At 70.4% G+C, this 23,561-nt stretch carries 26 protein-coding genes; 19 read left to right on the forward strand and 7 right to left on the reverse strand.

Annotation, left to right across the window (positions count from 1 at the left end; all coding sequences use genetic code 11):
* Window positions 1-67 precede the first annotated feature (67 nt).
* The 7 genes from AB0J91_RS25210 (at window position 68) to AB0J91_RS25240 (ending at window position 6,707) form a co-directional block, all read left to right on the forward strand.
* Window positions 68-1,366 (forward strand): NlpC/P60 family protein, encoded by a 1,299-nt coding sequence (locus tag AB0J91_RS25210; protein ID WP_363873311.1) that lies wholly within the window; start codon window positions 68-70, stop codon window positions 1,364-1,366.
* A gap of 45 nt (window positions 1,367-1,411) precedes the next feature.
* A complete protein-coding gene (locus tag AB0J91_RS25215; protein WP_363873313.1) occupies window positions 1,412-1,984 on the forward strand; it encodes an NTP transferase domain-containing protein in 573 nt (190 codons plus the stop codon).
* 365 nt (window positions 1,985-2,349) lie between these two features.
* The gene (locus tag AB0J91_RS25220; RefSeq protein WP_363873351.1) at window positions 2,350-3,384 is read left to right on the forward strand and encodes a MoxR family ATPase; all 1,035 of its coding nucleotides are present in this window, start codon (window positions 2,350-2,352) and stop codon (window positions 3,382-3,384) included.
* A gap of 83 nt (window positions 3,385-3,467) precedes the next feature.
* The gene (locus tag AB0J91_RS25225; protein WP_363788890.1) at window positions 3,468-4,352 is read left to right on the forward strand and encodes a DUF58 domain-containing protein; all 885 of its coding nucleotides are present in this window, start codon (window positions 3,468-3,470) and stop codon (window positions 4,350-4,352) included.
* 2 nt (window positions 4,353-4,354) lie between these two features.
* On the forward strand, window positions 4,355-5,335 hold the full coding sequence (locus tag AB0J91_RS25230) for a VWA domain-containing protein (RefSeq protein ID WP_363873354.1): 981 nt from the start codon (window positions 4,355-4,357) through the stop codon (window positions 5,333-5,335).
* Between the two features lie 23 nt (window positions 5,336-5,358).
* Window positions 5,359-5,949, forward strand: coding sequence for an SAM-dependent methyltransferase (locus tag AB0J91_RS25235; protein WP_363788535.1), 591 nt, complete (start codon window positions 5,359-5,361; stop codon window positions 5,947-5,949).
* Between the two features lie 35 nt (window positions 5,950-5,984).
* Window positions 5,985-6,707, forward strand: a complete 723-nt coding sequence (locus tag AB0J91_RS25240; RefSeq protein WP_363873316.1) for an MgtC/SapB family protein — start codon at window positions 5,985-5,987, stop codon at window positions 6,705-6,707.
* A 39-nt stretch (window positions 6,708-6,746) separates the two neighbouring features.
* Here the strand turns inward: AB0J91_RS25240 and trxA are convergent, their stop codons facing one another.
* Window positions 6,747-7,097 (reverse strand): thioredoxin, encoded by a 351-nt coding sequence (gene trxA, locus AB0J91_RS25245; protein WP_132679806.1) that lies wholly within the window; start codon window positions 7,095-7,097, stop codon window positions 6,747-6,749.
* A 288-nt stretch (window positions 7,098-7,385) separates the two neighbouring features.
* Between trxA and AB0J91_RS25250 the strand changes: the two genes are divergently transcribed.
* The 3 genes from AB0J91_RS25250 to AB0J91_RS25260 all read left to right on the forward strand — a co-directional run bounded on the left by AB0J91_RS25250 (window position 7,386) and on the right by AB0J91_RS25260 (window position 10,101).
* The gene (locus AB0J91_RS25250) at window positions 7,386-8,090 is read left to right on the forward strand and encodes a beta-ketoacyl-ACP reductase (RefSeq protein ID WP_363788529.1); all 705 of its coding nucleotides are present in this window, start codon (window positions 7,386-7,388) and stop codon (window positions 8,088-8,090) included.
* A gap of 98 nt (window positions 8,091-8,188) precedes the next feature.
* The gene (gene fabI, locus AB0J91_RS25255; RefSeq protein WP_132679804.1) at window positions 8,189-8,956 is read left to right on the forward strand and encodes an enoyl-ACP reductase FabI; all 768 of its coding nucleotides are present in this window, start codon (window positions 8,189-8,191) and stop codon (window positions 8,954-8,956) included.
* A gap of 125 nt (window positions 8,957-9,081) precedes the next feature.
* On the forward strand, window positions 9,082-10,101 hold the full coding sequence (locus AB0J91_RS25260) for a ferrochelatase (protein ID WP_363873319.1): 1,020 nt from the start codon (window positions 9,082-9,084) through the stop codon (window positions 10,099-10,101).
* 61 nt (window positions 10,102-10,162) lie between these two features.
* Here the strand turns inward: AB0J91_RS25260 and AB0J91_RS25265 are convergent, their stop codons facing one another.
* The gene (locus AB0J91_RS25265) at window positions 10,163-10,957 is read right to left on the reverse strand and encodes a hypothetical protein (RefSeq protein WP_363873322.1); all 795 of its coding nucleotides are present in this window, start codon (window positions 10,955-10,957) and stop codon (window positions 10,163-10,165) included.
* A gap of 126 nt (window positions 10,958-11,083) precedes the next feature.
* Here AB0J91_RS25265 and AB0J91_RS25270 point away from each other — a divergent pair, with 126 nt between their 5' ends.
* The 3 genes from AB0J91_RS25270 (at window position 11,084) to AB0J91_RS25280 (ending at window position 13,547) form a co-directional block, all read left to right on the forward strand.
* A complete protein-coding gene (locus AB0J91_RS25270; protein ID WP_363873325.1) occupies window positions 11,084-11,890 on the forward strand; it encodes a DUF3097 domain-containing protein in 807 nt (268 codons plus the stop codon).
* 73 nt (window positions 11,891-11,963) lie between these two features.
* Window positions 11,964-12,395: an NfeD family protein gene (locus AB0J91_RS25275; RefSeq protein WP_363873328.1), complete on the forward strand. Its 432-nt coding sequence runs from the start codon at window positions 11,964-11,966 to the stop codon at window positions 12,393-12,395.
* Window positions 12,396-12,416: 21 nt separating this feature from the next.
* A complete protein-coding gene (locus tag AB0J91_RS25280) occupies window positions 12,417-13,547 on the forward strand; it encodes an SPFH domain-containing protein (RefSeq protein ID WP_363788520.1) in 1,131 nt (376 codons plus the stop codon).
* 28 nt (window positions 13,548-13,575) lie between these two features.
* On the opposite strand, the gene AB0J91_RS25285 is transcribed toward AB0J91_RS25280, so the two are convergent.
* Both AB0J91_RS25285 and AB0J91_RS25290 read right to left on the reverse strand, forming a co-directional pair.
* A complete protein-coding gene (locus AB0J91_RS25285) occupies window positions 13,576-13,980 on the reverse strand; it encodes a PAS domain S-box protein (RefSeq protein WP_363873331.1) in 405 nt (134 codons plus the stop codon).
* Between the two features lie 144 nt (window positions 13,981-14,124).
* Window positions 14,125-14,799: a GntR family transcriptional regulator gene (locus AB0J91_RS25290; protein ID WP_363788518.1), complete on the reverse strand. Its 675-nt coding sequence runs from the start codon at window positions 14,797-14,799 to the stop codon at window positions 14,125-14,127.
* A gap of 70 nt (window positions 14,800-14,869) precedes the next feature.
* Here AB0J91_RS25290 and AB0J91_RS25295 point away from each other — a divergent pair, with 70 nt between their 5' ends.
* Together AB0J91_RS25295 and AB0J91_RS25300 are read left to right on the forward strand one after the other, a co-directional pair.
* On the forward strand, window positions 14,870-16,150 hold the full coding sequence (locus tag AB0J91_RS25295; RefSeq protein WP_363873334.1) for an MFS transporter: 1,281 nt from the start codon (window positions 14,870-14,872) through the stop codon (window positions 16,148-16,150).
* A 66-nt stretch (window positions 16,151-16,216) separates the two neighbouring features.
* The gene (locus tag AB0J91_RS25300) at window positions 16,217-17,653 is read left to right on the forward strand and encodes an aldehyde dehydrogenase family protein (protein ID WP_363873337.1); all 1,437 of its coding nucleotides are present in this window, start codon (window positions 16,217-16,219) and stop codon (window positions 17,651-17,653) included.
* On the opposite strand, the gene AB0J91_RS25305 is transcribed toward AB0J91_RS25300, so the two are convergent.
* From AB0J91_RS25305 to AB0J91_RS25315, 3 genes are all read right to left on the reverse strand, one after another.
* Window positions 17,605-17,904, reverse strand: a complete 300-nt coding sequence (locus AB0J91_RS25305; protein WP_363873357.1) for a GyrI-like domain-containing protein — start codon at window positions 17,902-17,904, stop codon at window positions 17,605-17,607. The two genes, AB0J91_RS25300 and AB0J91_RS25305, sit on opposite strands and share 49 nt — an antisense overlap.
* An 86-nt stretch (window positions 17,905-17,990) precedes the next feature.
* Window positions 17,991-19,397, reverse strand: coding sequence for an amidase (locus AB0J91_RS25310; protein WP_363873339.1), 1,407 nt, complete (start codon window positions 19,395-19,397; stop codon window positions 17,991-17,993).
* A 32-nt stretch (window positions 19,398-19,429) separates the two neighbouring features.
* Entirely contained in the window at window positions 19,430-20,398 is a 969-nt protein-coding gene (locus AB0J91_RS25315) for a D-2-hydroxyacid dehydrogenase (RefSeq protein WP_363873342.1), read from the reverse strand.
* Between the two features lie 208 nt (window positions 20,399-20,606).
* On the opposite strand from AB0J91_RS25315, the gene AB0J91_RS25320 reads away from it, so the two are divergent.
* The 4 genes from AB0J91_RS25320 (at window position 20,607) to AB0J91_RS25335 (ending at window position 23,482) form a co-directional block, all read left to right on the forward strand.
* Window positions 20,607-21,125, forward strand: coding sequence for a DUF3830 family protein (locus AB0J91_RS25320; RefSeq protein WP_132618740.1), 519 nt, complete (start codon window positions 20,607-20,609; stop codon window positions 21,123-21,125).
* The gene (locus tag AB0J91_RS25325) at window positions 21,115-21,876 is read left to right on the forward strand and encodes an Asp/Glu racemase (RefSeq protein ID WP_363788510.1); all 762 of its coding nucleotides are present in this window, start codon (window positions 21,115-21,117) and stop codon (window positions 21,874-21,876) included. The genes AB0J91_RS25320 and AB0J91_RS25325 overlap by 11 nt, the downstream gene beginning before the upstream one ends.
* Before the next feature lie 151 nt (window positions 21,877-22,027).
* Window positions 22,028-22,750: a maleate cis-trans isomerase gene (locus AB0J91_RS25330; RefSeq protein WP_363873345.1), complete on the forward strand. Its 723-nt coding sequence runs from the start codon at window positions 22,028-22,030 to the stop codon at window positions 22,748-22,750.
* Window positions 22,751-22,777: 27 nt separating this feature from the next.
* On the forward strand, window positions 22,778-23,482 hold the full coding sequence (locus AB0J91_RS25335) for a GntR family transcriptional regulator (RefSeq protein ID WP_363788508.1): 705 nt from the start codon (window positions 22,778-22,780) through the stop codon (window positions 23,480-23,482).
* Window positions 23,483-23,561 lie beyond the last annotated feature (79 nt).

The following is a 23,561-nucleotide window of genomic DNA, read 5'->3' on the forward strand; positions in this document are numbered from 1 at the left end:
CTAATTGTGACTCCGTTCGGCCTAAGTTTCGGTACCGAACGGGTGCATCTGCTGGAGGTGACGGGTGTTGTCGACGACGAGAGGCGCACGCAGGATCGGCGTGCTGGTGCTGCTGTGCGCGGTCGGTCTGTCAGCCACCGGCACCGGCGTGGCCGTCCCGCCTCCCCCGCCCAATCCCAGCGACGACGAGATCCAGGCGGGCAAGGCCGAAGCCCAGCGCACCGCGGGCCAGGCCGGTGAACTGGCCAACCGACTCGCCGAGGCCGAGTCCCGGCTGATCGGTCTGCAGTCGCAGGTCGAGGTGAAGATGGAGGACGCGAACAAGGCTCGCGTCGACCTCCAGCGCGCTGAGGACGCCTACGGCCAGGCACGCGTCGCCGCTGACGCGGCCGCGGCCGAAGCGCGCTCGGCTGCGGACCGGATCGAGGCGCAGCGCCACCGGCTCGACCAGTTCGCCGCCAGCAGCTACCGGCAGGGCAGCAAGCTCGGCTCGATCACCGCCTACGCCGGAGCCCGCGACCCGCAGGAGATGCTCGAACGGGCCTCGCTGCTCGACGCGATCAGCGACTCCCAGCTCGACGTCCTCGACGATCTCGAACGCGCGCGCATCGAGAAGGTCAACAAGGACTCCATGACCCGCGCCGCGCTCGACGAGGCCGAGGCCAAGCGCCGCTCCGCCGACGAGGCGCGCGCCGCGGCCGAAGCCGCGCAGCAGACGGCGATCCAGGCCCGCGCGCAGCAGGCCGCGCAGTCCCAGGGCCTGCAGGCCGACCGCGACTCCGCGCAGGCCGAGCTCGACGCCGCCCGCTCCCGCGTCACCGGGCTGCAGGCGCAGCGCGCCGACTACCAGGAGTGGCAGGAGGACAAGGCCCGCGAGGAGCAGGCCGCCGCGGCTCAACCGGTCGGCAACGACGACCAGGCGGGCAGCTCGGCACCGGCGGTCTCCGGCGACGTCGAGGCGGTGATCTCACGGGCGATGTCGCAGCTGGGAATGCCCTACGCGTGGGGCGGTGGCAACTCGCGCGGGCCGACTCGCGGCATCCGGGACGGGGGAGTGGCCGACGCCTACGGCGACTACGCCAAGATCGGCTTCGACTGCTCCGGGTTGATGATCTACGCGTTCGCCGCCGCGGGCGTCTCGCTGGACCACTACAGCGGGTACCAGGCGCAGTCGGGCAAGCGCGTCCCGCTCTCGCAGATGCGCCGCGGCGACATGCTGTTCTGGGACGACGGCGGCTCCATCCACCACGTCGCCCTCTACCTGGGCAACGGCAAGATGGTCGAGGCGCCGTACTCGGGTTCCCGGGTGCGCGTCACCTCGGTCCGCTACGGCGGCATCACGCCCTACGCGGTGCGGGTGCTCTGACGGCCCGGCTGGTCTCCGGACCAGGGGTGCTGCAAGCATTGCCGGGTGGCGGATTTCGCGGCGGTGGTGCTGGCCGGTGGGGGAGCGCGCCGGCTCGGCGGCGTGGACAAGGTGATGCTGCCGGTGCTCGGCCGGACGTTGCTGGACCGCACGCTCGACGCGGTGGCGGGCGCTGATCCCGTCGTGGTGGTCGGCCCCGAACGGCCCACGGTCTCGCCCGTCCGATGGACGGTCGAGGAGCCGGCCGGGGGAGGGCCGCTCGCGGCCGTGGAGGCCGGGCTGCGACTGATCGACGACGCCGACGGGCTGGTCGCGATCCTCGCCGCTGATCACCCGCACCTCACCCAGGACACGCTGGTCCGGTTGCGCGCCGCGCTGCGCGACGATCCAGCGGCTCGGGGAGCGGTCCTGTCCGAGCCCGGCGGCCGCGCGCAGTGGCTGGTCGGCCTCTGGCGCCTGCGGTCCCTGCGCGAAGCGATGCCCGCGGAAGTCCGGAACCGGCCGGTCCGAGACCTTCTCGCGCCGCTGGATCCACTTCGGATCGACGCCACCACGGCTGAGGTATCCGATGTGGACACCCCGCACGACCTGCGACGGGCTCGCACGCCGGAACGCTGACCACTCCCGTGGTGCCGAATCCGGGGGAGCGGCGCATCGAACCGTTAACAGCGTCTATGACTTCAGTGTCGAATGAAATTAATGCTCCTCGAGCAAGACCCAAAACCCCGCCAAGACGACGAACGCGGCTCGGCTTCACAGGGGTCATACCGCCGATGGGGTTGAGTGGGCGTTCGATGCGCCCCCTCGTGCGCGAGGAGCCAGCGGCGTGCCAGGATCTTGATCGGCCCGAAACGGCCGCATCGACGAGGAGGCTGGGAGAAGTGACCGAGGCCGGCAACGGTGAGAGCGGGGGCGCCGGAGCGGCTGCGGCGCGTCCAGCGGGTCAGGCGGGTTCGTCGAGCACTCCCGCGCGCGACGCGCAGCTGCTCGAACGCACCGTCTTCGAAGTCAAGCGCGTCATCGTCGGCCAGGACCGCCTGGTCGAGCGGATGCTGACCGGCCTGCTGGCCAAGGGGCACATCCTGCTCGAAGGCGTGCCAGGTGTCGCCAAGACCCTCGCGGTGGAGACCTTCGCCCGCGTCGTCGGCGGCTCGTTCTCGCGGCTTCAGTTCACCCCCGACCTGGTGCCCGCCGACATCCTCGGCACCCGCATCTACCGGCAGGGCAGCGAGCGCTTCGACGTCGAGCTCGGCCCGGTGCTGGCCAACTTCGTGCTCGCCGACGAGATCAACCGCGCGCCCGCCAAGGTGCAGTCGGCGCTGCTGGAGGTCATGGCCGAGCGGCACGTGTCCATCGGCGGCGAGAGCTTCCCGATGCCCGCGCCGTTCCTGGTGCTGGCCACCCAGAACCCCATCGAGAACGAGGGCGTCTACCCGCTGCCCGAAGCGCAGCGCGACCGCTTCCTGTTCAAGCTCCCGGTCGAGTACCCGACCGCGGAGGAGGAGCGCGAGATCATCTACCGGATGGGCGTCACCCCGCCCGAGCCCAACGGGGTGCTCGACCCCGAGGAGCTGATCCGGCTGCAGGACGTCGCCGCCGGGGTGTTCGTGCACCACGCGCTGGTCGACTACGTGGTCCGGCTGGTGGTCGCCACCCGGATGCCCAACGACCACGGCCTGTCCGACATCGCGGGCTGGGTCTCCTACGGCGCCTCGCCGCGCGCGAGCCTCGGCATCATCGCCGCCGCGCGCGCCCTGGCGCTGGTGCGCGGGCGCGACTACGTGCTGCCGCAGGACGTGGTGGACGTCGTGCCGGACGTGATGCGCCACCGCCTCGTGCTGTCCTACGACGCGCTGGCCGACGGCATCCCGGTGGAGCACATCGTGGGCCGGGTGCTGCAGACCGTGCCGCTGCCGCAGGTGTCGGCCCGCCCGCAGGGCGGGCAGCAGCAGGCCGCGCCGGTCGGTCCGGCCGTGCAGCCCGGTTACGGCCAGCCGCCGATGCCACCGCACCAGTGAGGGGAGGGGCAGACGTGGCGGCACCCGCGGACTCCGGCGGTGACCGCCCGGCATGGGCGCCACCGGCCCTGGAGGCCGGGCGGATGGAGGTCGCGCTGCGCGCTCTGGAGCTGAGCGTGCGCGGTCGGCTCGACGGTCTCCTGCAGGGCAATCACCTCGGTCTGGTGCCCGGTCCGGGCAGCGAGCCGGGGGAGGCCCGCGCCTACCAGCCCGGTGATGACGTGCGGCGGATGGACTGGGCGGTCACCGCTCGCATGGCCGAGCCGCACATCCGGCAGACCGTGGCCGACCGCGAGCTGGAGACGTGGGTGGCGATGGACCTGTCGCCGAGCCTGGACTTCGGCACCGCCGCCTGCGACAAGCGGGAGCTGGCCGTGGCGGCGCTGGCCGCCGTCATGTTCCTGACCAGCGGCGGTGGCAACCGCATCGGTGCGGTGGTGGACAACGGCACCGGGCAGCACCGGCTGCCCGCGCGCGGCGGTGCCGCGCACGCCCGGGCGCTGCTGAAGAAGGTCGCCGAGACCCCGCGGGCCCCGGAGGGCACCCGGGGAGATCTGTCCGGGCTCCTGGAATCGTTGCGGCGGCCTCCGCGCCGCAGGGGACTGGCGGTGGTGGTCTCCGACTTCCTGGGCTCCACCGATTGGCAGCGCGCGCTGCGCGGGCTGGGTGCCCGGCACTCGTTGCTGGCCATCGAGGTGATCGACCCCCGCGACGTGGAGCTGCCCGACGTGGGAACGGTGCTGCTGTCGGACCCGGAGACGGGTCGGCGGCGCGAGGTGCACACGACGCCGGTGCTGCGCAAGGAGTTCGCCGCTGCTGCGGCCGCGCACCGCGAGGACGTGGCAAATGTTCTGCGCAGGGCCGGGTGCGCTCACCTGGTGCTGCGCACCGATTCCGACTGGATCGCCGATGTCGTGCGGTTCGTGATGGCGCGCAAGCGCGGCTGGTCCGGCGGAGGAGCTGGGTGATGTTGAGTCTGACCGGGTTCACCGCGCCGTGGTGGTTCCTGCTGCTGTTCGTGGTCGCCGGCCTGGTCGCCGGTTACGTGTGGGCGATGCGGCGCAGGCAGCGGGATTCGCTGAAGTTCTCCAACCTGGAGGTGCTGGACCGGGTCGCCTCGGGCAGGCAGGGCTGGTGGAAGCACGTGCCGCCGGCGTTGCTGGGGGTGGCGCTGATCCTGCTGACGGTGGCGCTGTCGGGTCCGACGGCCGAGCAGCGGATTCCGCGCAACCGGGCGACGGTCATGCTGACCATCGACGTGTCGTTGTCGATGAAGGCCACCGATGTGGAGCCGAACCGGTTGGAGGCGGCGAAGGTCGCGGCCAAGGAGTTCGCCGACAAGCTCACCCCGGGCATCAACCTGGGGCTGGTGTCGTTCGCCGGGACGGCGACGGTGCTGGTCATGCCGACCACGGATCGTTCGAGCGTCAAGCAGGCGATCGACACCCTCAAGCTGGCCGAGGCGACCGCGACCGGTGACGGGATCAACGCGTCGATGCAGGCCATCGACTCGTTCGGCAAGATGGTCGGCGGTCCGGCGGGTGCTCCGCCGGCGCGGATCGTGCTGATGGCCGATGGCGGGCAGACCATTCCGCGAGAGATGGACGCGCCGCGCGGCGCGTACACGAAGGCCCTCGAGGCGAAGAAGGCCAGCGTTCCGATCTCCACGATCTCCTTCGGCACCAAGCACGGCTCGATCGAGATCGAGGGCGAGCAGGAGTGGGTCGAGGTCGACGACGACGCGATGCAAGAGATCGCTCGGTTGTCCGGCGGCGAGTTCCACAAGGCCGCCAGCGCGGAGCAGTTGCGCGAGGTCTACGAGACGCTGGGTGAGCAGATCGGCTACGAGACCAAGCACACAGACGCCAGCAAACCGTGGTTGGTGCTGGGTACTCTCTGCGCGATCATCGCGGCCGGGATCTCGTTGTTCGCCGGTCGGCGATTGCCGTAGCCGACGACAGGAGCCTCGTCCCCTTGAACACGGCAGCTCGTTTCTTGTGGGAATTCGTCAAGTCGCCGACCACGACCGCCGCGGTGGGCCCGAGTTCGCGGGCGCTGGCCGAGCAGATGGTGGCGCCGATCCCGCTGACCGGGGATCCGGTCGTGGTGGAGCTGGGCCCGGGCACGGGTGCGTTCACCGAGGTGATCCAGCGGCGCCTGGGCGGGCGGGGCACGCACCTGGCGGTGGAGCTCAACGAGGGTTGGGCCGCTGATCTGGGGCACCGCTTCCCGGGCGTGGACTCGGTGTGCGGGAACGCTCGCAGCGTTCCGGACCTGCTGGCCGAGCGCGGACTGGCCGAGGCCGACGTGGTCGTCAGCGGGTTGCCGTGGGTGGCGCACGCGCCGGTGGACGGGGTTCCGCTGGTGGAGCTGCTGGCGTCGGTGATGGCTCCGGACGGGGTGTTCACGCAGTTCGCCTACACCTGGACGCGGTGGGCGCCGCCTGCGCGCAAGCAGCACGCGGACCTGAAGGCGACGTTCGAGGAGACGGTGGTCAGCCGCACGGTGTGGCGCAACCTGCCGCCCGCGGTGGTGTACCTGGCCCGCAGGCCGCGTTCGTCGTAGCCGCGCGCCGCCGGGAGCGGTGTTAGGTTGCTGGGATGCCTGCTGATGCGGTGGTGTCCGGGCTGGACGAACTACCGCTCCTGATCGAGCTGGGGACGGCGTTGCTGTTCTCCAGCCTCATCGGGCTGGAGCGGGAGATCCGGGCCAAGAGCGCGGGGTTGCGCACGCACGCCCTGGTGGGGGTGGGCGCGGCGCTGTTCATGCTGGTGTCCAAGTACGCCTTCGGTGATCTGCTGGTGTTCGACCGGGTGTCGCTGGACCCGTCGCGGGTCGCGGCGCAGATCGTCTCCGGCATCGGGTTCATCGGCGGCGGGCTGATCTTCGTGCGCCGGGATGCCGTGCGCGGTCTGACCACGGCGGCCTCGGTGTGGCTGGTGGCCGCGGTCGGGATGGCCTGCGGCGGGGGATTGGTGGTGCTGGCGGCGGCCACGACCGGGGTGCACTTCCTGGTGGCGATCGGCTTCCCGTACCTGCTGCGGGCGGTGCGTCCGGCGTTGCGGGAGCCGCAGGTGATGCGGGTGGGCTACCTGGACGGCTACGGGGTGCTGCGCAGCGTGCTGACGCTGTGCACCAGCCGCGGGTGGGCGGTGCTGGACCTGCAGGTCGAGCGGGAGGACTCCGACGACGAGCAGCGCACGGCGGTGGTGGCGCTGCGGCTGCGCGGCAAGACGCCGGTGTCGACGCTGGTGCAGGAGATCAGCCAGTTGCCGGGCGTGCTGCACGCGTCGGCCGGTGATGCGGCCGAGGGCGGGTTCTGAGGCGGTGCCGGGCCCGGTCGTGGGCCCGGCACCGGCGGATCACTCCGCTTCCTTCTTGATCTGCTCCATGTCGAGGTCGCGGGCCTGGCCGACGAGGTCTTCGAAGACGTTCTCGGGCAGGGCGCCGGGCTGCTGGAAGACCAGGACCTTGTCCCGGATGATCGCCAGCGTCGGGATCGACTGCACGTCGAAGGCGGCGGCCAGCTCGGGCTGGTCCTCGGTGTCGACCTTGGCGAAGACGATGTCGTCGTGGGTCTCCGAGCCCTTCTCGAAGACCGGGGCGAACTGCTTGCACGGGCCGCACCAGGAAGCCCAGAAGTCGATGATGACGAACTTGTCGTCGCTGACGACCTCGTCGAAGTTGTCCTTGGTCAGTTCGACCGTGGCCATTGGATCCCTCTTCGGATGGTGGGGCAGGTACTCGGGCAACGCCGGTCGCGGGACCGCGCATTCCCCCAGGTTCGTGTCGGTTGCACCACGCTCGTGGTGATCAGTGCGAGCGTGGTGGGCCACCGTACTGGCCGCGGGTGCGGTCTGTCGTGCGCGGGTGGCCCGGTGTGTAGGCACGCCACCAGAAAGGGGCCCCATTTGTGTAAGGAGTCGATGAGCGGTGGGGCTCGCTGAGCGGATAATGTCGCGGCTGAAACGAATCTTGAGGCGTTCGATGGGAGATCCACAGTGGCACGGTCCGTACTGGTGACCGGCGGTAACCGCGGCATCGGCCTGGCCATCGCGAGAGCGTTCCAGGCGGCCGGGGACAAGGTCGCGGTCACGCACCGCGGATCGGGTGCGCCCGAGGGCCTGTTCGGCGTTCAGTGCGACGTCACCGACTCGGACCAGGTCGCGGCGGCCTTCGACGAGGTGGAGGCCGCGCACGGGCGGGTCGAGGTGCTGGTGGCCAACGCGGGCATCACCGACGACACGCTGCTGCTGCGGATGAGCGAGGAGCAGTTCGGTCGGGTCATCGACGCGAACCTGGCCGGTTCGTACCGGGTGGCCAAGCGCGCGGCGAGCAGCATGCTGCGCAACCGGTTCGGGCGGATGATCTTCATCTCGTCGGTGGTGGGGCTCTCCGGTGGTCCGGGGCAGGTCAACTACGCGGCGAGCAAGGCCGGTCTGGTGGGCATGGCGCGTTCGATCGCGCGTGAGCTGGGTTCGCGCAGCATCACGGCGAACGTCGTCGCGCCGGGTTACGTCAAGACCGAGATGACCGACGATCTGCCGGAGGAGCGCAAGAAGGAGATCCTCGGGCAGGTGCCGCTGTCGCGGATGGCCGATCCGGAGGAGGTCGCGGGCGCGGTGCGCTGGCTGGCCTCGGACGAGGCCGGGTACGTCACCGGTGCGGTGATCCCGGTCGACGGCGGTCTCGGGATGGGGCACTGACCCGCTCGGTAGCGGGTGAAGGGACTTCCGGCACAGCGCTGGTGCCGGCCACCTCGGGTGCGTGGGCGCCCGGCATGTGATTTCGAAGGGGTTTATTCGTGAGCGGATTGCTCGAAGGCAAGCGGATCCTGGTCACCGGGGTGATCACCGACGCGTCGATCGCGTTCCACGCGGCCAAGGCCGCCCAGGAGCAGGGCGCCGAGGTGGTGCTGACCGGTTTCGGCCGGTTGAGCCTGGTGGAGCGGATCGCCAACCGGCTGCCCAAGCCGGCGCCGGTGCTGGAGTTGGACGTCACCAACGCCGAGCACCTGGAGACGCTGCCGGAGCGGGTGCGCCAGCACGTCAGCGGTCTGGACGGGGTGCTGCACTCGATCGGCTACGCGCCGGCGTCGTGCCTGGGCGGGGACTTCCTGGAGGCCCCGTGGGAGGACGTGTCCACAGCGGTGCAGATCTCGGCGTACTCGTTGAAGTCGTTGAGCACCGCGACGCTGCCGCTGCTGAGCGAGGGCTCCTCGATCGTGGGCATGGACTTCGACGCGCGCGTCGCGTGGCCGGCCTACGACTGGATGGGCGTGGCCAAGGCGGCGCTGGAGTCGACGTCGCGGTACCTGGCGCGTGAGCTGGGGCCCAAGGGCGTGCGGGTGAACCTGGTGTCGGCGGGTCCGGTGCGGACGATGGCGGCCAAGTCGATCCCGGGTTTCGCGGACCTGGAGGCGGGCTGGGGCGACCGGGCTCCGCTGGGCTGGGACGTCAACGACCCGACGCCGGTGGCCAAGTCGATCTGCGCGGTGCTGTCGGACTGGCTGCCCGCCACGACCGGTTCGATGATCATGGTCGACGGTGGTGTGCACTCCCTGGGGGTGTGATCGATCTTGTGGAGGGGCGCCCTGGAGATGGTCCGGGGCGCCCTTCGTCGTTTCCGGCATCTCGTGGTTCACATCGGGTGCGCCCCGGTTGCGCGGGGATGAATCAGCGGCGCGATGATGGTTCGGTGAGCTTTGATGCGTTGCTGTTCTTGTCGTTCGGGGGGCCGGAGGGCCCGGAGGAAGTGCGGCCGTTCCTGGAGAACGTGACCCGGGGCAGGGGAGTGCCGCCGGAGCGCTTGGACGAGGTGGCCGAGCACTACCTGCACTTCGGTGGCGTGTCGCCGATCAACCGGCTGAACGAGGACATCATGGCCGCGTTGCGGTCCGAGCTGGACGCGCGGGGCAGGGATCTGCCGATCTACTTCGGCAACCGCAACTGGCACCCGATGATCGAGGACACCGTCGGGCGGATGGCCGATGACGGGGTGCGGCGGGCTCTGGTGTTCGCGACCTCGGCGTGGGGCGGCTACTCGGGGTGCAAGCAGTACCACGAGGACATCGTGCGGGCGCGGGAGTCGGTCGGGCAGCGGGCGCCGGAGCTGGTGAAGCTGCGGCAGTTCTTCGACCACCCGCTGTTCGTCGAGGCCAACGCCGATGCGGTGCGCGCCGCCTACGCAAAGCTGGGGGAGCGGGCCGAGCAGGCGCGGTTGGTGTTCACCGCGCACTCGATCCCGCTGCGCGCGGATGAGCGGCCGGGTGCCGACGGGCGGCCGCAGTGGTACTCGCGGCAGGTCGCCGAGGCCGCGCGGCTGGTGGCCGAGCGGGTGGGTGCGGAGAGCTACGACGTGGTGTGGCAGTCGCGTTCGGGTCCGCCGCAGGTGCCGTGGCTGGAGCCCGACATCTGCGAACACCTGGAGGACCTGCACGCCAAGGGGGTCGGCTCGGTGGTGGTCAGTCCGATCGGGTTCGTCTCCGATCACCTCGAGGTCGTGTGGGACCTGGACAACGAGGCGGAGGAGGCAGCTGCCGGGTTGGGGATGGGTTTCGCGCGCGCGGCCACGGCGGGCACCGATCCGCGGTTCGCGAAGATGATCGTGGAGCTGATCGCCGAGCACACCGATGCCGCCCCGGTGTGCAAGCTCTCGGAACTTCGGATGGCGGGCTCGACGGTCAACGGGGCGCTGTGCGCTCCCGGCTGCTGCTGAGGGTTTTCGGCTGTTGATGGGGGTGTCCGCTCGGTGGAGCGGGCACCCCCATCAACGTCGGTCAGGAGCGGGCGGCTTGGTCGGCCAGGACGCGGACCATCTCGGCGACCGAGGCGCGGCGGGCGGCGCGCACGGCGTCGAACAGCGGGCGCAGGGCGTCGGTGCGGCTGCGCATGGCCGAGGCCGACAGGGCGCCGCCGGGTGCGTCGTCGGTGGCCACCCACAGGATCGCCTCGACCTCGGTGGCGCGCTGGAGGATCCGCAGCGTGCGCTGGGGGATGTTCTCCGGCCAGTCCGGGGTGGGTTTGGCGGCGATGGTCTGGGCGATCTCCTCGCGCACACCGGGGCGCTGCTTGGCGACTCCGAGTTCGATGAGGGCGGTGGCGGCTTCGCGCATGGCCGAGGCCATGCCGTGCTCGGCTTCGCCGATCGGCAGGTGTTCGGCGGGCGGCAGTTCGCCGGTCTCGAACACCGTCCAGCGCAGGATGTCTTCGGCGATGCGCTCGGGGACCAGCCCCAGTCCGGCTTCGGGCAGCACGGTGGCTTCGCCGATGCGCATCGCGAGCTTGGAGAACGGGGTGGCTCCGCCGAGGCCGCGGGCGTCGCCGGGCACGGGCAGCGCCAGTTCGCCGGTGGAGGCACCGGCCTTGCGCAGCGCGGCCAGCAGCAGGGCGGGGCCGGCGGGGGTCTCGTGGGGGCCGGGCAGGTCCAGGCGCGCGGCGAGCTCGTCGTCGGCGGCGCGGAACTCCTGCACCTCGCCCCAGGTCTGCAGGGCATCGAGCACGTCGTCCGACGCGGCCGCACCGTGCAGCCAGGCGGACGACCAGACAACCAATGTGGCGCTTGGGCATGGCACGTCGGTAGAGGGTACGGATCGAAAACCCTTGCTGGGTCCCGGGGGAGGTGTGGTGTGACTCCGCCCATGGACGGTTGCGGCGTGGCGGCACGACGGTGGGCCACGATCGGATTACCGTGTCCGCTCGTGCGGTCGGTTGATTATGGACGGGACATCCTGTCGGGCTCGCGGCGCGAGAAGGTGCCGGAGGTCCCGGCTGAACCGGGGCTGGTGGTCGAGGACCCGGCCAGCGGGTTCTGCGGTGCGGTGCTGCGGGTGGAGAAGGGCAACGTGGTGCTGGAGGACCGGCACGGCAAGCAGCGCTTGTTCCCGATGCGCCCGGCCGCGTTCCTGTTCGAGGGCAAGCCCGCGACGCTGGTGCCGGCGCGCACGAGCTCCCCTGCGGCTCCGGCGCGGTCGGCGTCGGGTTCGGTGAAGGTGGAGGGTCTGCGGGCCCGCACGGCGCGCGGGAGCCGGATCTGGGTGGAGGGCATTCACGACGCCGAGCTGGTCGAGCGGATCTGGGGTCACGACCTTCGGGTCGAAGGCGTCGTCGTCGAGCCGCTGCACGGCGTGGACGATCTGCCGGGGCTGCTGGCCGAGTTCGGGCCGGAACCGGGGCGCCGGGTCGGGGTGCTGGTGGATCACCTGGTGGCGGGAAGCAAGGAATCGCGGTTGGTGGAGGGCATCACCGACGAGCACGTGATGATCACCGGGCACCCGTACGTCGACATCTGGGAGGCGGTCAAGCCCGCTGCGGTGGGCATCCGCGAGTGGCCGACGGTGCCGCGCGGGCAGGACTGGAAGCAGGGCGTGTGCTCGCGGCTGGGCTGGGGTGAGCCTGCGGAGGGCTGGCGGCGGGTGCTGGCCGGTGCCTCCGGCTTCCGCGACGTCGAGACGCCGTTGTTGACCGCGGTGGAGCAGCTGATCGACTTCGTCACCGCGGAGGGGTGATCCGGCGGTCACACGTTGATCACGTGGGCTGAAATGCCGGTGGCGCCTGGGGCGCACGTGCCACGATGGACGCATGACTCCTGCGCTGCTGTGGCTGATCGCCGGGGTGCTGCTGATCGGCGCCGAGATCCTGTCCGGGGACTTCGTGCTGGTCATGATCGGCGCCGCGGCTCTGGGGGCCGCCGGTAGTTCGGCGCTGGGCATGCCCTTGGGCGTGGACGTCGCGGTGTTCGCGGCGCTGGCGCTGGGGTTGGTGTTGTTGGCCCGTCCTGCGCTCAAGCGGCGCATGTTCGTGCAGCGCGAGCTCAAGACCAACGCGGACGCCCTGGTGGGGAAGCAGGCGCGCGTGGAGTCCACAGTGGATGCGCAGGGGGGTCAGGTCCGCATCGACGGCCAGTTGTGGTCGGCGCGGGCTCTGGACGAGACCCAGGTTATCGAGGCCGGCCGCACGGTCACCGTCATGGAGATCGCGGGCGCCACAGCGGTGGTGTGGGCCGAGCCCTGAGGGAGATGAGGCTTCGTGGGAATGGCTGAAGTGATCGTGCTGGTGGCCGCGGTGCTGCTGGTGCTGATCGTCGTGGTGAAGTCGGTGATGGTCGTACCGCAGGCGCAGTCGGCGGTGGTGGAGCGGCTGGGCCGGTTCCGGACCGTGGCGCAGCCGGGGCTGAACATGCTGGTGCCGTTCTTCGACCGGGTTCGGGCGCGCATAGATCTGCGCGAGCAGGTGGTGTCGTTCCCGCCGCAGCCGGTGATCACCCAGGACAACCTGACCGTCTCGATCGACACGGTGGTGTACTTCCAGGTCACCGATGCGCGGGCGGCGGTCTACGAGATCTCCAACTACATCGTGGCGGTGGAGCAGCTGACCACCACGACGCTGCGCAACGTGGTCGGTGCGATGAGCCTGGAGGAGACGCTGACCTCGCGGGATGCGATCAACACGCAGCTGCGCGGGGTGCTGGACACCGAGACCGGCCGGTGGGGGATCCGGGTCGCGCGGGTGGAGCTCAAGGCGATCGATCCGCCGCCGTCGATCAAGGACTCGATGGAGAAGCAGATGCGCGCCGACCGGGAGAAGCGCGCGATGATCCTCAACGCCGAGGGCACCCGGGAGTCGGCGATCAAGACCGCCGAGGGGCAGAAGCAGTCGGCGATCCTGGCCGCGGAAGGCCAGAAGCAGGCGGCCATCCTGGAGGCCGAGGCCGACCGGCAGTCGAGCATCCTGCGAGCGCAGGGTGAGCGGGCCAGCCAGTACCTGCAGTCGCAGGGGCAGGCCAAGGCGATCGAGAAGGTCTTCGCGGCGGTCAAGCGCGCCAAGCCGACTCCGGAGCTGCTGGCCTACCAGTACCTGCAGACGCTGCCGCAGATGGCGCAGGGCGATGCCAACAAGGTGTGGGTGGTGCCCAGCGACTTCGGCAAGTCGCTGGAGGGCTTCGCCCGCATGCTCGGTGAGCCGGGCGAGGACGGGGTGTTCCGCTACGAGCCGTCGCAGGAGACCAGCGACGCTCCGCCGGCCGAGGCGGTGGAGGAGTCGGTGCAGGCGTGGTTCGACACCTCCACCAACCCCGAGGTCGCCGAGGCGGTGCGTGCCGCGGAGGCGGTGGCGCGCAAGGAGGTTCCGCCGGCGAACATGTCGCAGCCGCCGGAACAGGGCTGATCGAGCGGTTGTCGCGTCCCGGTGCCGGTCATCCGGCGCCGGGACGCACTTGTTGGGCGGGCACGGTGACGGGTGTGAACGGCTGGGCGGCCTCGTGGGCGGCGGCGTAGGTGGCCACGGCGCCCTGGGCGTTGCCGTAGGGGTCGCGCAGCACGCCGAACACGCCGGGGAAGACCCGGATCTGGCTGTCGTGGCAGACCACCGGCAGGTTGATGGGATTGCCTTCGAGGTCGGCGTGGGCGGTGCGCATGGCTCGGTGGAATCCCGCCCAGTGCGCCTGCTGGTGTTCGGCGGGCACGATGAGGTCCAGGGTGGCGCCGATGGCTTCGTGGGCGGGGTGACCGAAGAGCAGTTCGGCGTCGGCGTTGAAGTGCACGATCGTGCCGCTGAGGTCGGCGATGACCATGGCTGAGCGGTGTTCGGTGTCGTTCATGGCCAGATGATGCGGCCGGATCAGGATGAGCGCCTTCCGGAAGTCACTCTTTGATGGTTAATAACCTCGGTGATTTCAGTGCTGGCCGAAATCAATGCTCCGCATCCCGCACTTCCGCCCACACGTCGCCTCACAAAACCGGGCTCAGACGTCGGTCGGGTCGAGGTAGGAGCCACCTGCGATGCCGAGGGCGCGGACGGTGCCCAGGAGGTGCTCGCGGAGCTGCTTCTTGGCGAGCTCGGCCTCGCCGGCGGCGAGGGTGTCGGCGAGTTGGGCGTGCTGGTGGGTGATGCGCTCGCGCGTCGAGTGGGTGCGGGCGGTGGAGGTGATGCGCATCTGCTTGTCGCGCAAGGTGTTGTAGAGGTCGGTGACGACCGGGTTGCCCGCGGCGCCGACGAGGGTGGCGTGGAAGGCGCGGTCGGCGACGTGCATCTCGGCGTCGCTGAGGTCGGTGCCGTCGCAGGCGGGATGGTCGGCGAGTTCGCGGCCGACGGCGGTCATCGCCTCGGGGCCTTCGATGGCCAGCTTGTCGATGGCGAAGCTCTCCAGCGCCAGGCGGGCCTCGATCACGGCGCGGGCTTCGGCGGCGCTGACGGGCACGACCAGGGCGCCGCGCTTGGGGTAGAGCTTGAGGAACCCCTCCGATTGCAGGCGCAGGAAGGCCTCGCGGACGGGTGTGCGCGACATCTGGAGGGCGTTGGCCACTTCTCCCTCGCTGAGCAGCTCGCCATCGGGGAAGCTGCCGTCGAGGAGTCCGGCCTTGACGTGCTGGTACGCGCGGTCGGCCGCCGGCGTTTCGGATGCTGTTGCGCTCGACACGTGAGCATCCTACTTCCACCCCTCTTGTATCTATGATGGATACAAGTCTTTTTCAGGGGAGGGGTCGCAGTTGTCCACGACGGTCGAAGCGCCACCGCAGCAGGCGGGCGCCCAGCGGCGAGGATCCGGGAGCCGCACGGCGTGGCTGGTCTGGGGTGTGGGAGCGCTGTGCTACTGCGCGGCGCTGTTCCACCGGGCCGGGCTCGGCGTCGCCGCCCCCGAGGCGGTGCAGCGCTTCGACGCCGGGCCGGGCGTGCTGGCGCTGTTCTCCGCGCTGCAGCTGGGCGTCTACCTGGTGCTGCAGATCCCGGCCGGGCTGCTGGCCGACCGGCTCGGGCCGCGCAAGGTCATCACCGGCGGCATGGTCGCGCTGGCGGTCGGCTCGGCGGTGTTCGCGCTGAGCGGTTCGATCGTCGGCGGGATCGCCGGGCGGATGCTCATCGGTTTCGGGGACGCGTTCATGTTCACCAACGTGCTGCGGCTGGCCGCGCACTGGTTCCCGCCGCACCGCTACGGCAAGGTCGCCGCGCTGACCGGTCTGGCCGGCGGGCTGGGGCAGGTCGTCTCCACGCTGCCGCTGAGCCTGTCGCTGCACTCGCTGGGGTGGGTGCCGACGTTCCTGGGTGCTGCGGCGCTGACCGCCGCGCTGGGCCTGGCGGCCGCGCTGATCATCCGCGACCGGGATGCCTCGGCGCACACCCGCGTCGCCGAGTCCGAGCCGGTGTCCGAGCGGATCTGGCACAGCCTGCGGGCGGTGGCCGCTCAGCGCGGCACCAAGCACTCGTTCTGGACGCACTTCGTGCTCATGGCGCAGTTCGTCGCGATCACCACGTTGTGGGGCGGGCCGTGGCTCAGCAGCGCGCAGGGGCACGGCCAGTCGGAGGTCGGGTCGCTGCTGCTGGTGAGCGTGGCCGGGTTCATCGCGGGGTCGTGGTTCGCCGGGCAGTACGTCTCGGGGCGTCCGCGCCGCCGGGACCGCTACACGTTCGGGTTGTCCTCGATGGTCGTGGTCGTGTGGGCGGTGATGGTCGGCTGGCCGGGCGTGTTGCCGATGCCGGTGCTGGTGGTGGCGTTGCTGGCGGTCGGTGTGGCCGGTGGTGCGGCGATGCTGGCCTTCGACGGGGCGCGGACGGCCAACGCCGAGCACCGCTCCGGCACTGCCACAGGTGTGGTGAACATGGGCGGTTTCAGCGCTGCGGTGCTGATTCAGCTGCTGGTCGGTGGTGTGCTGGAGGTGGTGTCGGGCTTGGATCCGGCGGTGGGTTACCGGTGGGCGTTCGCGCCGGTGCTGGTGTTGCTGGTGATCGGTACCGCCTCGCAGTGGTGGTGGCGGGACCGCGCCCTGCGGTGAGCGCGCGGCGTTAGCCTCGGGGCGTGGTCGGCCAGCGGCGGTCGGCGTGGCTTGGAGGCGTGTGGCGTGAGCGGAGAACTGCACAACCTGGTCGGTGGCGAGTCTGTGGCGGCGCTGGATGGTGCGACGTTGCCGGTGGTGGATCCCAGCACGGGTGAGCAGTACGCGACGGCGCCGTTGACCCGCTGGGCCGATGTCGATGCGGTGATGCCGGTGGCGGCCGGGGCGTTCGAGTCCTGGTCGCAGGTGACTCCGCGGCGTCGGCAGGAGGCGTTGCTGGGCATCGCCGATGCGGTGGCGGCGCGCAGCGAGGAGTTGGTGCTGGCCGAGTGCCGCAACACGGGCAAGTCGTTCGAGGTGGTGCGGGCGCAGGAGCTGCCGCTGGCGGTGGATCTGCTGCGCTTCTACGCGGGTGCGGCTCGGGTGGAGGGTGCCACCGCGGGTGGTGAGTACCGGGAGGGGCACACGTCGTTCACGCGGCGGGAGCCGATCGGGGTGTGCGCGGCGGTGACGTCGTGGACGCATCCGCTGTTGCAGGCGGCGGCGAAGATCGGTCCGGCGTTGGCGGCGGGCAACGTGGTGGTGCTCAAGCCGGCGGAGACCACGCCGGTGAGCACGGTGTTGCTGGGTGATCTGGTGGGTGAGTTCTTGCCGCCGGGTGTGGTCAACGTGGTGTGCGGTGATCGCGACAGCGGTCGGGCGATGGTGGCGCACGAGGTTCCGGGGATGTTCTCGATCACCGGGACGGTGCGGTCGGGAATGGAGGTCGCGGGGTCGGCGGCGGCGGATTTGAAGCGGGCGCATCTGCAGTTGGGTGGTAAGGCGCCTGCGGTGGTGTTCGCGGATGCGGATCTGGAGCGGGCTGCGGAGGGGATCGCGGCGGCGGCGTTCGGCAACGCGGGGCAGAGCTGCACGGCAGCGAGCCGGGTGTTGGTGGCCGGTGAGGTGCACGATGAGCTGGTGGGGCGGTTGGTGGAGTGGGCCGAGCGGTTGCGGCCCGGGCCGCCGCAGGACGCGGATGCGGCGTTCGGTCCGCTCAACAGCGAGGGGCAGTTGGAGCTGGTTCTGGGCCGGTTGGAGCGGTTGCCGGGGCACGCCCAGGTCGTGGCGGGTGGTCGGCGGCGTGGTGAGCGGGGTTTCTTCCTGGAAGCCACGGTGGTCGACGGTTGTGAGCAGGACGATGAGCTGGTGCAGCACGAGATGCTGGGGCCGTTGGTGACGGTGCAGTCCTTCGCCGGTGAGCAGGAGGCGGTGGAGTTGGCCAACGGTGTGCGCTACGGGTTGACGGCGAGCGTGTGGACGCGTGATCACGGTCGGGCGATGCGGATGTCGCGGCGGTTGCAGGCGGGCACGGTGTGGATCAACACCCATGACCTGCTGGTGGCCGAGATGCCGCACTCGGGTTTCAAGCATTCGGCGTCGGCGCGGGATTTCAGCCACCACGGTCTGGAGGACTACACGCGCATCAAGCACGTGATGTCGGCGTGGGATCTCGAGGGGTGATGGCTCAGGGTGTGGGTGCGACCGCGAGCCGCAGTTCGGCGTGGTCGGGCCGGGCGTGGTCGTCGAGGACGGTGGCGAGCAGTTCGGTGGCGGGCAGCGGTTGGGGGGTTGGCGGGGAACCACTCGCCGTAGGCCTTGGCCCACAGCTGCTGGATGTCGTCGGTCTGGGCGGTCTGGGCGGTCTGGGAGCTGAGCACGAGCCAGGTGTGTGCGGGCACGGGCAGGGTCTCGTAGCCGCTGTCGGGTACCAGAACTCGAAGGTGCTGCCGTCGATGCGGTCTGCGGTCTGCGGTCTTCGGCGAAGTCGGTGCTCACGGCGAGCACGCCGGTCGGTTGCTCAGGTCTGCTTCGGTGTGGTGGTGCGGGTCCAGGGGCGGGCCTGCTCGTAGGCGTGGGCGGCGCGCAGGATGGTGGCGTCGGCGTGGCGCGGGGCGATGATCTGCAGTCCGATGGGCAGGCCGTCGTCGGTGTGGCCGCAGGGGATGCTGGCGGCGGGTTGCTGGGTCATGTTGAACGGGTAGGTGAACGGGGTCCAGGTGGTCCAGCGGTCGCCGTCGGTGGGGGATTCGCGGCCTGCTTCGAAGGCGGGTATGGGGACGGTGGGGGTCAGCAGCAGGTCGTGGGTCTGGTGGAAGGCGCCCATACGCTGGCCGAGTTTCATGCGGGTGTTGGTGGCTTCGAGGTAGTCCTGCGCGCTGTAGGTGAGTCCTTGGCGGCAGATGGCGGCGAGGCCGGGGTCGAGGAGTTCGCGCTGGGCGTCGGTGAGGTGTTCGGTGGCTTTGGCGGCGCCGGCGAACCAGAGGACGTGGAAGTCCTCGATGGGGTCGGTGATGTCGGGGTCGGCGTGTTCGACGTGGGCGCCGAGGTCGTGGAAGGTGCGGGCGGCGTCGGTGATGGCGCGGACGATCTGGGGGTCGACGGGGGTGCCGAAGCCCAGGTCGGTGCTCACGGCGATGCGCAGGTCCGCGACGCCGCCGCCGAGGTGGTCGAGGAAGGAGTCGGCGGGTGGGGCCAGCACGGACCAGTCGCGGACGTCGGGTTGGGCGAGGACGTCGAGCATGAGGGCGGTGTCGGTGACGGTGGTGGTCATCGGTCCGGCGTGGGAGAGGGTGCCGAAGGGGCTGGCCGGGTAGAGGGGGATGCGGCCGTAGGTGGGTTTGAGGGTGGCCAGGCCGCAGAAGGAGGCGGGGATGCGCACGGATCCGCCGCCGTCGGTGCCCAGCGCGAGGGGGCCCATGCCGGTGGCCACGGCGGCTGCGGCGCCGCCGGAGGAGCCGCCTGCGGTGCGGGAGGTGTCCCAGGGGTTGCGGGTGATGCCGTGGCGGGGGCTGTCGGTGACGCCTTTCCAGGCGAGTTCGGGGGTGGTGGTCTTGCCGAGGAAGACGGGGTTCTCGCGGCGCAGCAGGGTGACTGCGGGGGCGTCTTCGGGCCAGGGCTGGGCGGGGTCGATGGTGTTCGAGCCGCGCAGGGTGGGCCAGTCGCGGGTGAGGAAGATGTCTTTGATGGAGGTGGGCACGCCGTCGAGGCGTCCGGCGGGTTGTCCGCGGTGCCAGCGGTTTTCGGATTCGCGGGCGGCGTGCAGGGCGTGTTCGGGGTCGACGAGGCAGTAGGCGTTGACTGCCGGGTCGTGGTCGTTGATGCGTTGGAGGGCGGCTTCGCAGGCTTCGACGGGTGAGAGGGTTCCGGCGGCGTAGGCGGCCAGCAGCTCGGTGGCCGAGAGTTCGGCGGGCTGGGTGTTGGCCATGGCGTCTCCCTGGGTGTGGCGGGCTCCGGTGCTCAGGCGGTGACGTAGCCGCGTTGCTTGTCGACGACGTTGCGCAGGTCGGTGCCGCCGGTGAAGGCGCGCAGGTTGGTCAGGAAGAGGTCGACGAGTTCGTCGGTCCAGCCGAGGGTGTCGCCGGACATGTGGGGGGAGACCAGGACGTGTGGCATCTCCCACAGGGGTGAGTCCTGCGGGAGGGGTTCGGTGTCGAAGACGTCGAGTGCGGCGCCGGCGAGTTGTTGTTGCTGGAGGGCGGTGACGAGGGCGGGTTGGTCGACGAGTTCGCCGCGGCCGACGTTGATGAAGCGGGCGCTGGGGCGCATGGCGGAGAGGACCTCGGCGTTGATGAGCCCGTGGGTCTGGGGTGTCAGGGGTGCGGCGACGACGAGGTAGTCGAAATCGCCTGCGATGCGGGCGAGGTCGTCGGAGGCGTGGATGTCGCCGAAGTCGGGGTCGCCGGTGCGGGTGGTGCGTCCGGCTCCGGCCACGCGCAGTCCTGCGGCGGTGAGTTGGCGGGCGATGGCGCGGCCGATGGGTCCGGTGCCGACGACGAGTGCGGTCTTGCCTTCGATGCGTTCGGTGACGCGGTGCTTCCACTGCTTGGCGTCTTGCAGGCGCAGGGTGGTGTGCATGTCCTTGGCGAAGGTGAGCACGGTGGCCAGCACGTATTCGGCGATAGGCTGGTCGAAAACGCCCCGGGAGTTGGTCAGCTGCACGGGGGAGTCGCGCAGCTGCGGGAACAGCAGGCGGTCGACTCCGGCGCTGGCGGCGTGGATCCAGCGCAGCTTGTCGGCTTGCGGCCAGGCGTCGGCGATGGCTTGGGACCGGAAGGCCCACACGAACAGGGCGTCGGTGCCGGGCAGGGCGTCGGGGAGTTCGTCTCCGGTGGCGTAGCGCAGTTCGGCGTGCTCGGCGATGCGGGCCATCTCGTCGGGTGCGTCGCCGTCGTGGAGGACGACGACGGTGGGGCGGGTGTTGACCATGGCGATGACCTTAGGGCCGCAGGGGTGTCGGGTGATCGTCTCCCACGCCGATGACGAGCGTGTTTCCCCAGTACTGGGCGGTGAAAACGAGCGTCGGGGAGGCATTGACACGCTAGGAACGGTTCGTAGGATTGTCAACAATCCACTGGCGACGGCAGGTCCGGACCGGGGAGAGTGCGAGATGGCCACAGCGAATGAATGGATGACGATGCCCAGGTACCTGTCGATCACGCTGGAGAAGCGCGGTGTGTCCTGCGTGGCGGAGCTGCTCGACGCCGATGCTCCCCGAACCTGCGAGGCGGTGTGGAACGCGCTGCCGCAGGTCGGTCCGGTGCACCACGCCAAGTACGCGCGCAACGAGATCTACACGATGGTGCCGCGCTTCGCCGAGGACGAGCCTGGCCAGGAGAACCCCACGGTGACCCCGATCCCCGGCGACGTCGTCTACTTCTCCTTCCCTGGCGGCATGCTGGACCGGGAGTTCAAGCAGGAGAAGGGAATTGAAGACCTGCCCGGTGTGATCGACCTGGCGATCTTCTACGGCCGCAACAACCTGCTGCTCAACGGTGACGTGGGCTGGGTGCCCGGCAACGTCTACGCCACGATCGTGGAGGGGCTGGCGGAGATGGCCGAGGCCTGCAACGACGTGTGGCGTTCGGGCAGCGTCGGCGAAACCCTGCGCTACGAGCGCTTCGAGGGAACGATCGGGGGCCGGCATGCCACCTGATGACTTCCTGGGCGCGGTGTCCGGCCCGGTGCAGCAGCGGGGGATCGGGGTGATCGCCCCGTTCGACCTGGCGCTGGACCGCGAGCTGTGGCGCTGGGCGCCGCAGGAGGTGTCGCTGTACCTCACGCGCACCGCGTTCGTTCCGGTGCCGGTCAGCGTCGAGCAGGCCAGCTTGGTCTCCGATGAGGCCGCGGTGCACGCGGCCACCCGTGACCTGCTGGTGCCCGAGCCGGAGGTGGTGGCCTACGCCTGCACTTCGGGGAGTTTCGTCGATGGTGCCGGGGGGCAGCGGCGGCTGGTGGAGGTGATGCGCGAGGCCGGTGCGCCGGCCGCGGTGACCACCTCCGGTGCGCTGGTGCAGGCTCTGGAGGTGCTGGGCGTGGGCAGCGTGTCGATCGCGACGCCCTACGTGGTCAGCATCACCGACCGGTTGTGCTCGTTCCTGGGTGAGCACGGGGTGGAGGTGGTCTCCAGCGTCGGGCTGGGTTTGGACGGCCAGATCTGGAAGACCGGTTACCACGACGTGGTGGAGATCGTGCGCGCGGCGGATCGCCCGGAGGCCGAGGCGATGTTCATCTCGTGCACGAACCTGCCCACCTACGACCTGATCGGGCCGTTGGAGCAGGAGTTGGGCAAGCCGGTCCTCACGGCCAACCAGGTCACGATCTGGGCGGCGCTGCGCGAGATGGGTCTGTCGGCGGTGGGTGCCGAGCAGCGTTTGATGCAGGCGGTGGACGCTCCGGCCGCGTGAGCGGGGCGGTAAAGATGACATTACGAACGTTCCGGCGGCCGCTCACCCTGCGGTAACATTGTCAACAATCGACACCCCGTTCCGGATGGGTCCGGGCGGGGAACCCAGGGTTGTTGGCCGTTGGACGTCGAGCACAGGATGGAGCTCCCCGGTGCCGCACACCGCAGGAATTCTGTATCCCGGCTACAGCGCCGAAGACGACTACCCGACCTTGGAGGGCCTGCTCGGAGACGACGTCCGGCTGCCGCTGGTGCACACGCTGATGCGCGAGGACGCCCACCGGGTCGATGCCCTGCTGGACGTGGGTTCCGAGCAGGTGCTCGCCGACGGCGCGCGTGCGCTGGGCGAGGTGGATTCGGTGATCTGGGCCTGCACCTCGGGCAGTTTCGTCTTCGGCTGGTCCGGGGCGCGCGATCAGGTGGAGAAGCTGCAGGCCGTGACCGGCAAGCCGACCTCGAGCACGTCGTTCGCGTTCGTGCACGCCGCGGCTCTGCTGGGGTTGCGCCGGGTCGCGGTGGCCGCGACCTACCCGGCTGATGTGGCCGAGCGCTTCGTGGAGTTCCTGGGTGCCGGGGACCTAGAGGTGGTGCGGCTGTCCAGCAGGGGCATCATCACCGCCGCCGAGGTCGGCACGCTGGGCCGCGAGGAAGTGCTGTCGTTCGCCGCGGCCAACGACGACGACCAGGCCGAGGCGCTGCTGATGCCCGACACCGCGCTGCACACCGCGGCGTGGCTGGAGGACATCGAGCAGCGGCTGGGCAAGCCGGTGCTGACCGCCAACCAGGTCAGCGCGTGGGAGGCGTTGCGACTGGCCGGTGCCGCCACGTCGCGTGAGGGATTGGGAACGCTGTTCCGGACCGGAACGGGCCGGTGACCCCGGTGGTCATCGGCGAACAGGGAAATGGTGAGCGCAGTGCTCGGGACCGAGGAGCAGTACCAGCAGCCCGGTGAGCTGGAGCCGGTGCAGCGCAAGTCGACGGCGGCGATCGTGGCCGACCAGTTGCGCGCGGCGATCATGTACGGGTCGTTGCCTCCGGGGTCGCAGCTGGGGGAAGCGGAGTTGGCGGCGCGGCTGGGGGTGAGCCGGGGTCCGCTGCGGGAGGCGATGCAGCGGTTGGTGGCCGAGGGCTTATTGCGCAGCGAGCCGCATCGCGGGTTGTTCGTGATGGATCTGCACACTGAGGACGTCGCTGATATCTACGTGGCGCGGTTGGCGGTGGAGCGGGCGGCGTGCGAGCAGATCGTGCGGCATCACCGGGTGGAGGCCGTCGCGGAGCTGACGGCGGCGCAGTCGCGGATGGTGGCCGCGGCGGGCAAGGGTGATGGCATCGAGCTGGCCGATGCCGATCAGGAGTTCCACGAGACGCTGGTGCGGGTGTCGGGCAGCGCCCGGTTGCAGCGGATGGCGCAGACGCTGCTGGTGGAGAAGCGGATGTGCCTGACGGCGTTGCAGGACAAGTACCACGCCGATGTGCAGGCGCTGGTCGATGAGCACAAGGGCCTGGTCGATGCGATCGAGTCCGGCGACGAGGCGTTGCTGCTGTCGCGCCTGGAGGCGCACATGAACGACGCCTTGGAGCGCCTCAACGGCTCGATGGCCGAATAGGGATCTCACGGGTGTGGGGGGGGGTGTCCCCCGCGCAACCCCCCCCCCCCCCCATGTTCGCGGCGGGGCCGAGGGCCCC

This window comes from Saccharopolyspora sp. NPDC049357, assembly GCF_040677225.1.
Taxonomy (GTDB): Bacteria; Actinomycetota; Actinomycetes; order Mycobacteriales; family Pseudonocardiaceae; genus Saccharopolyspora.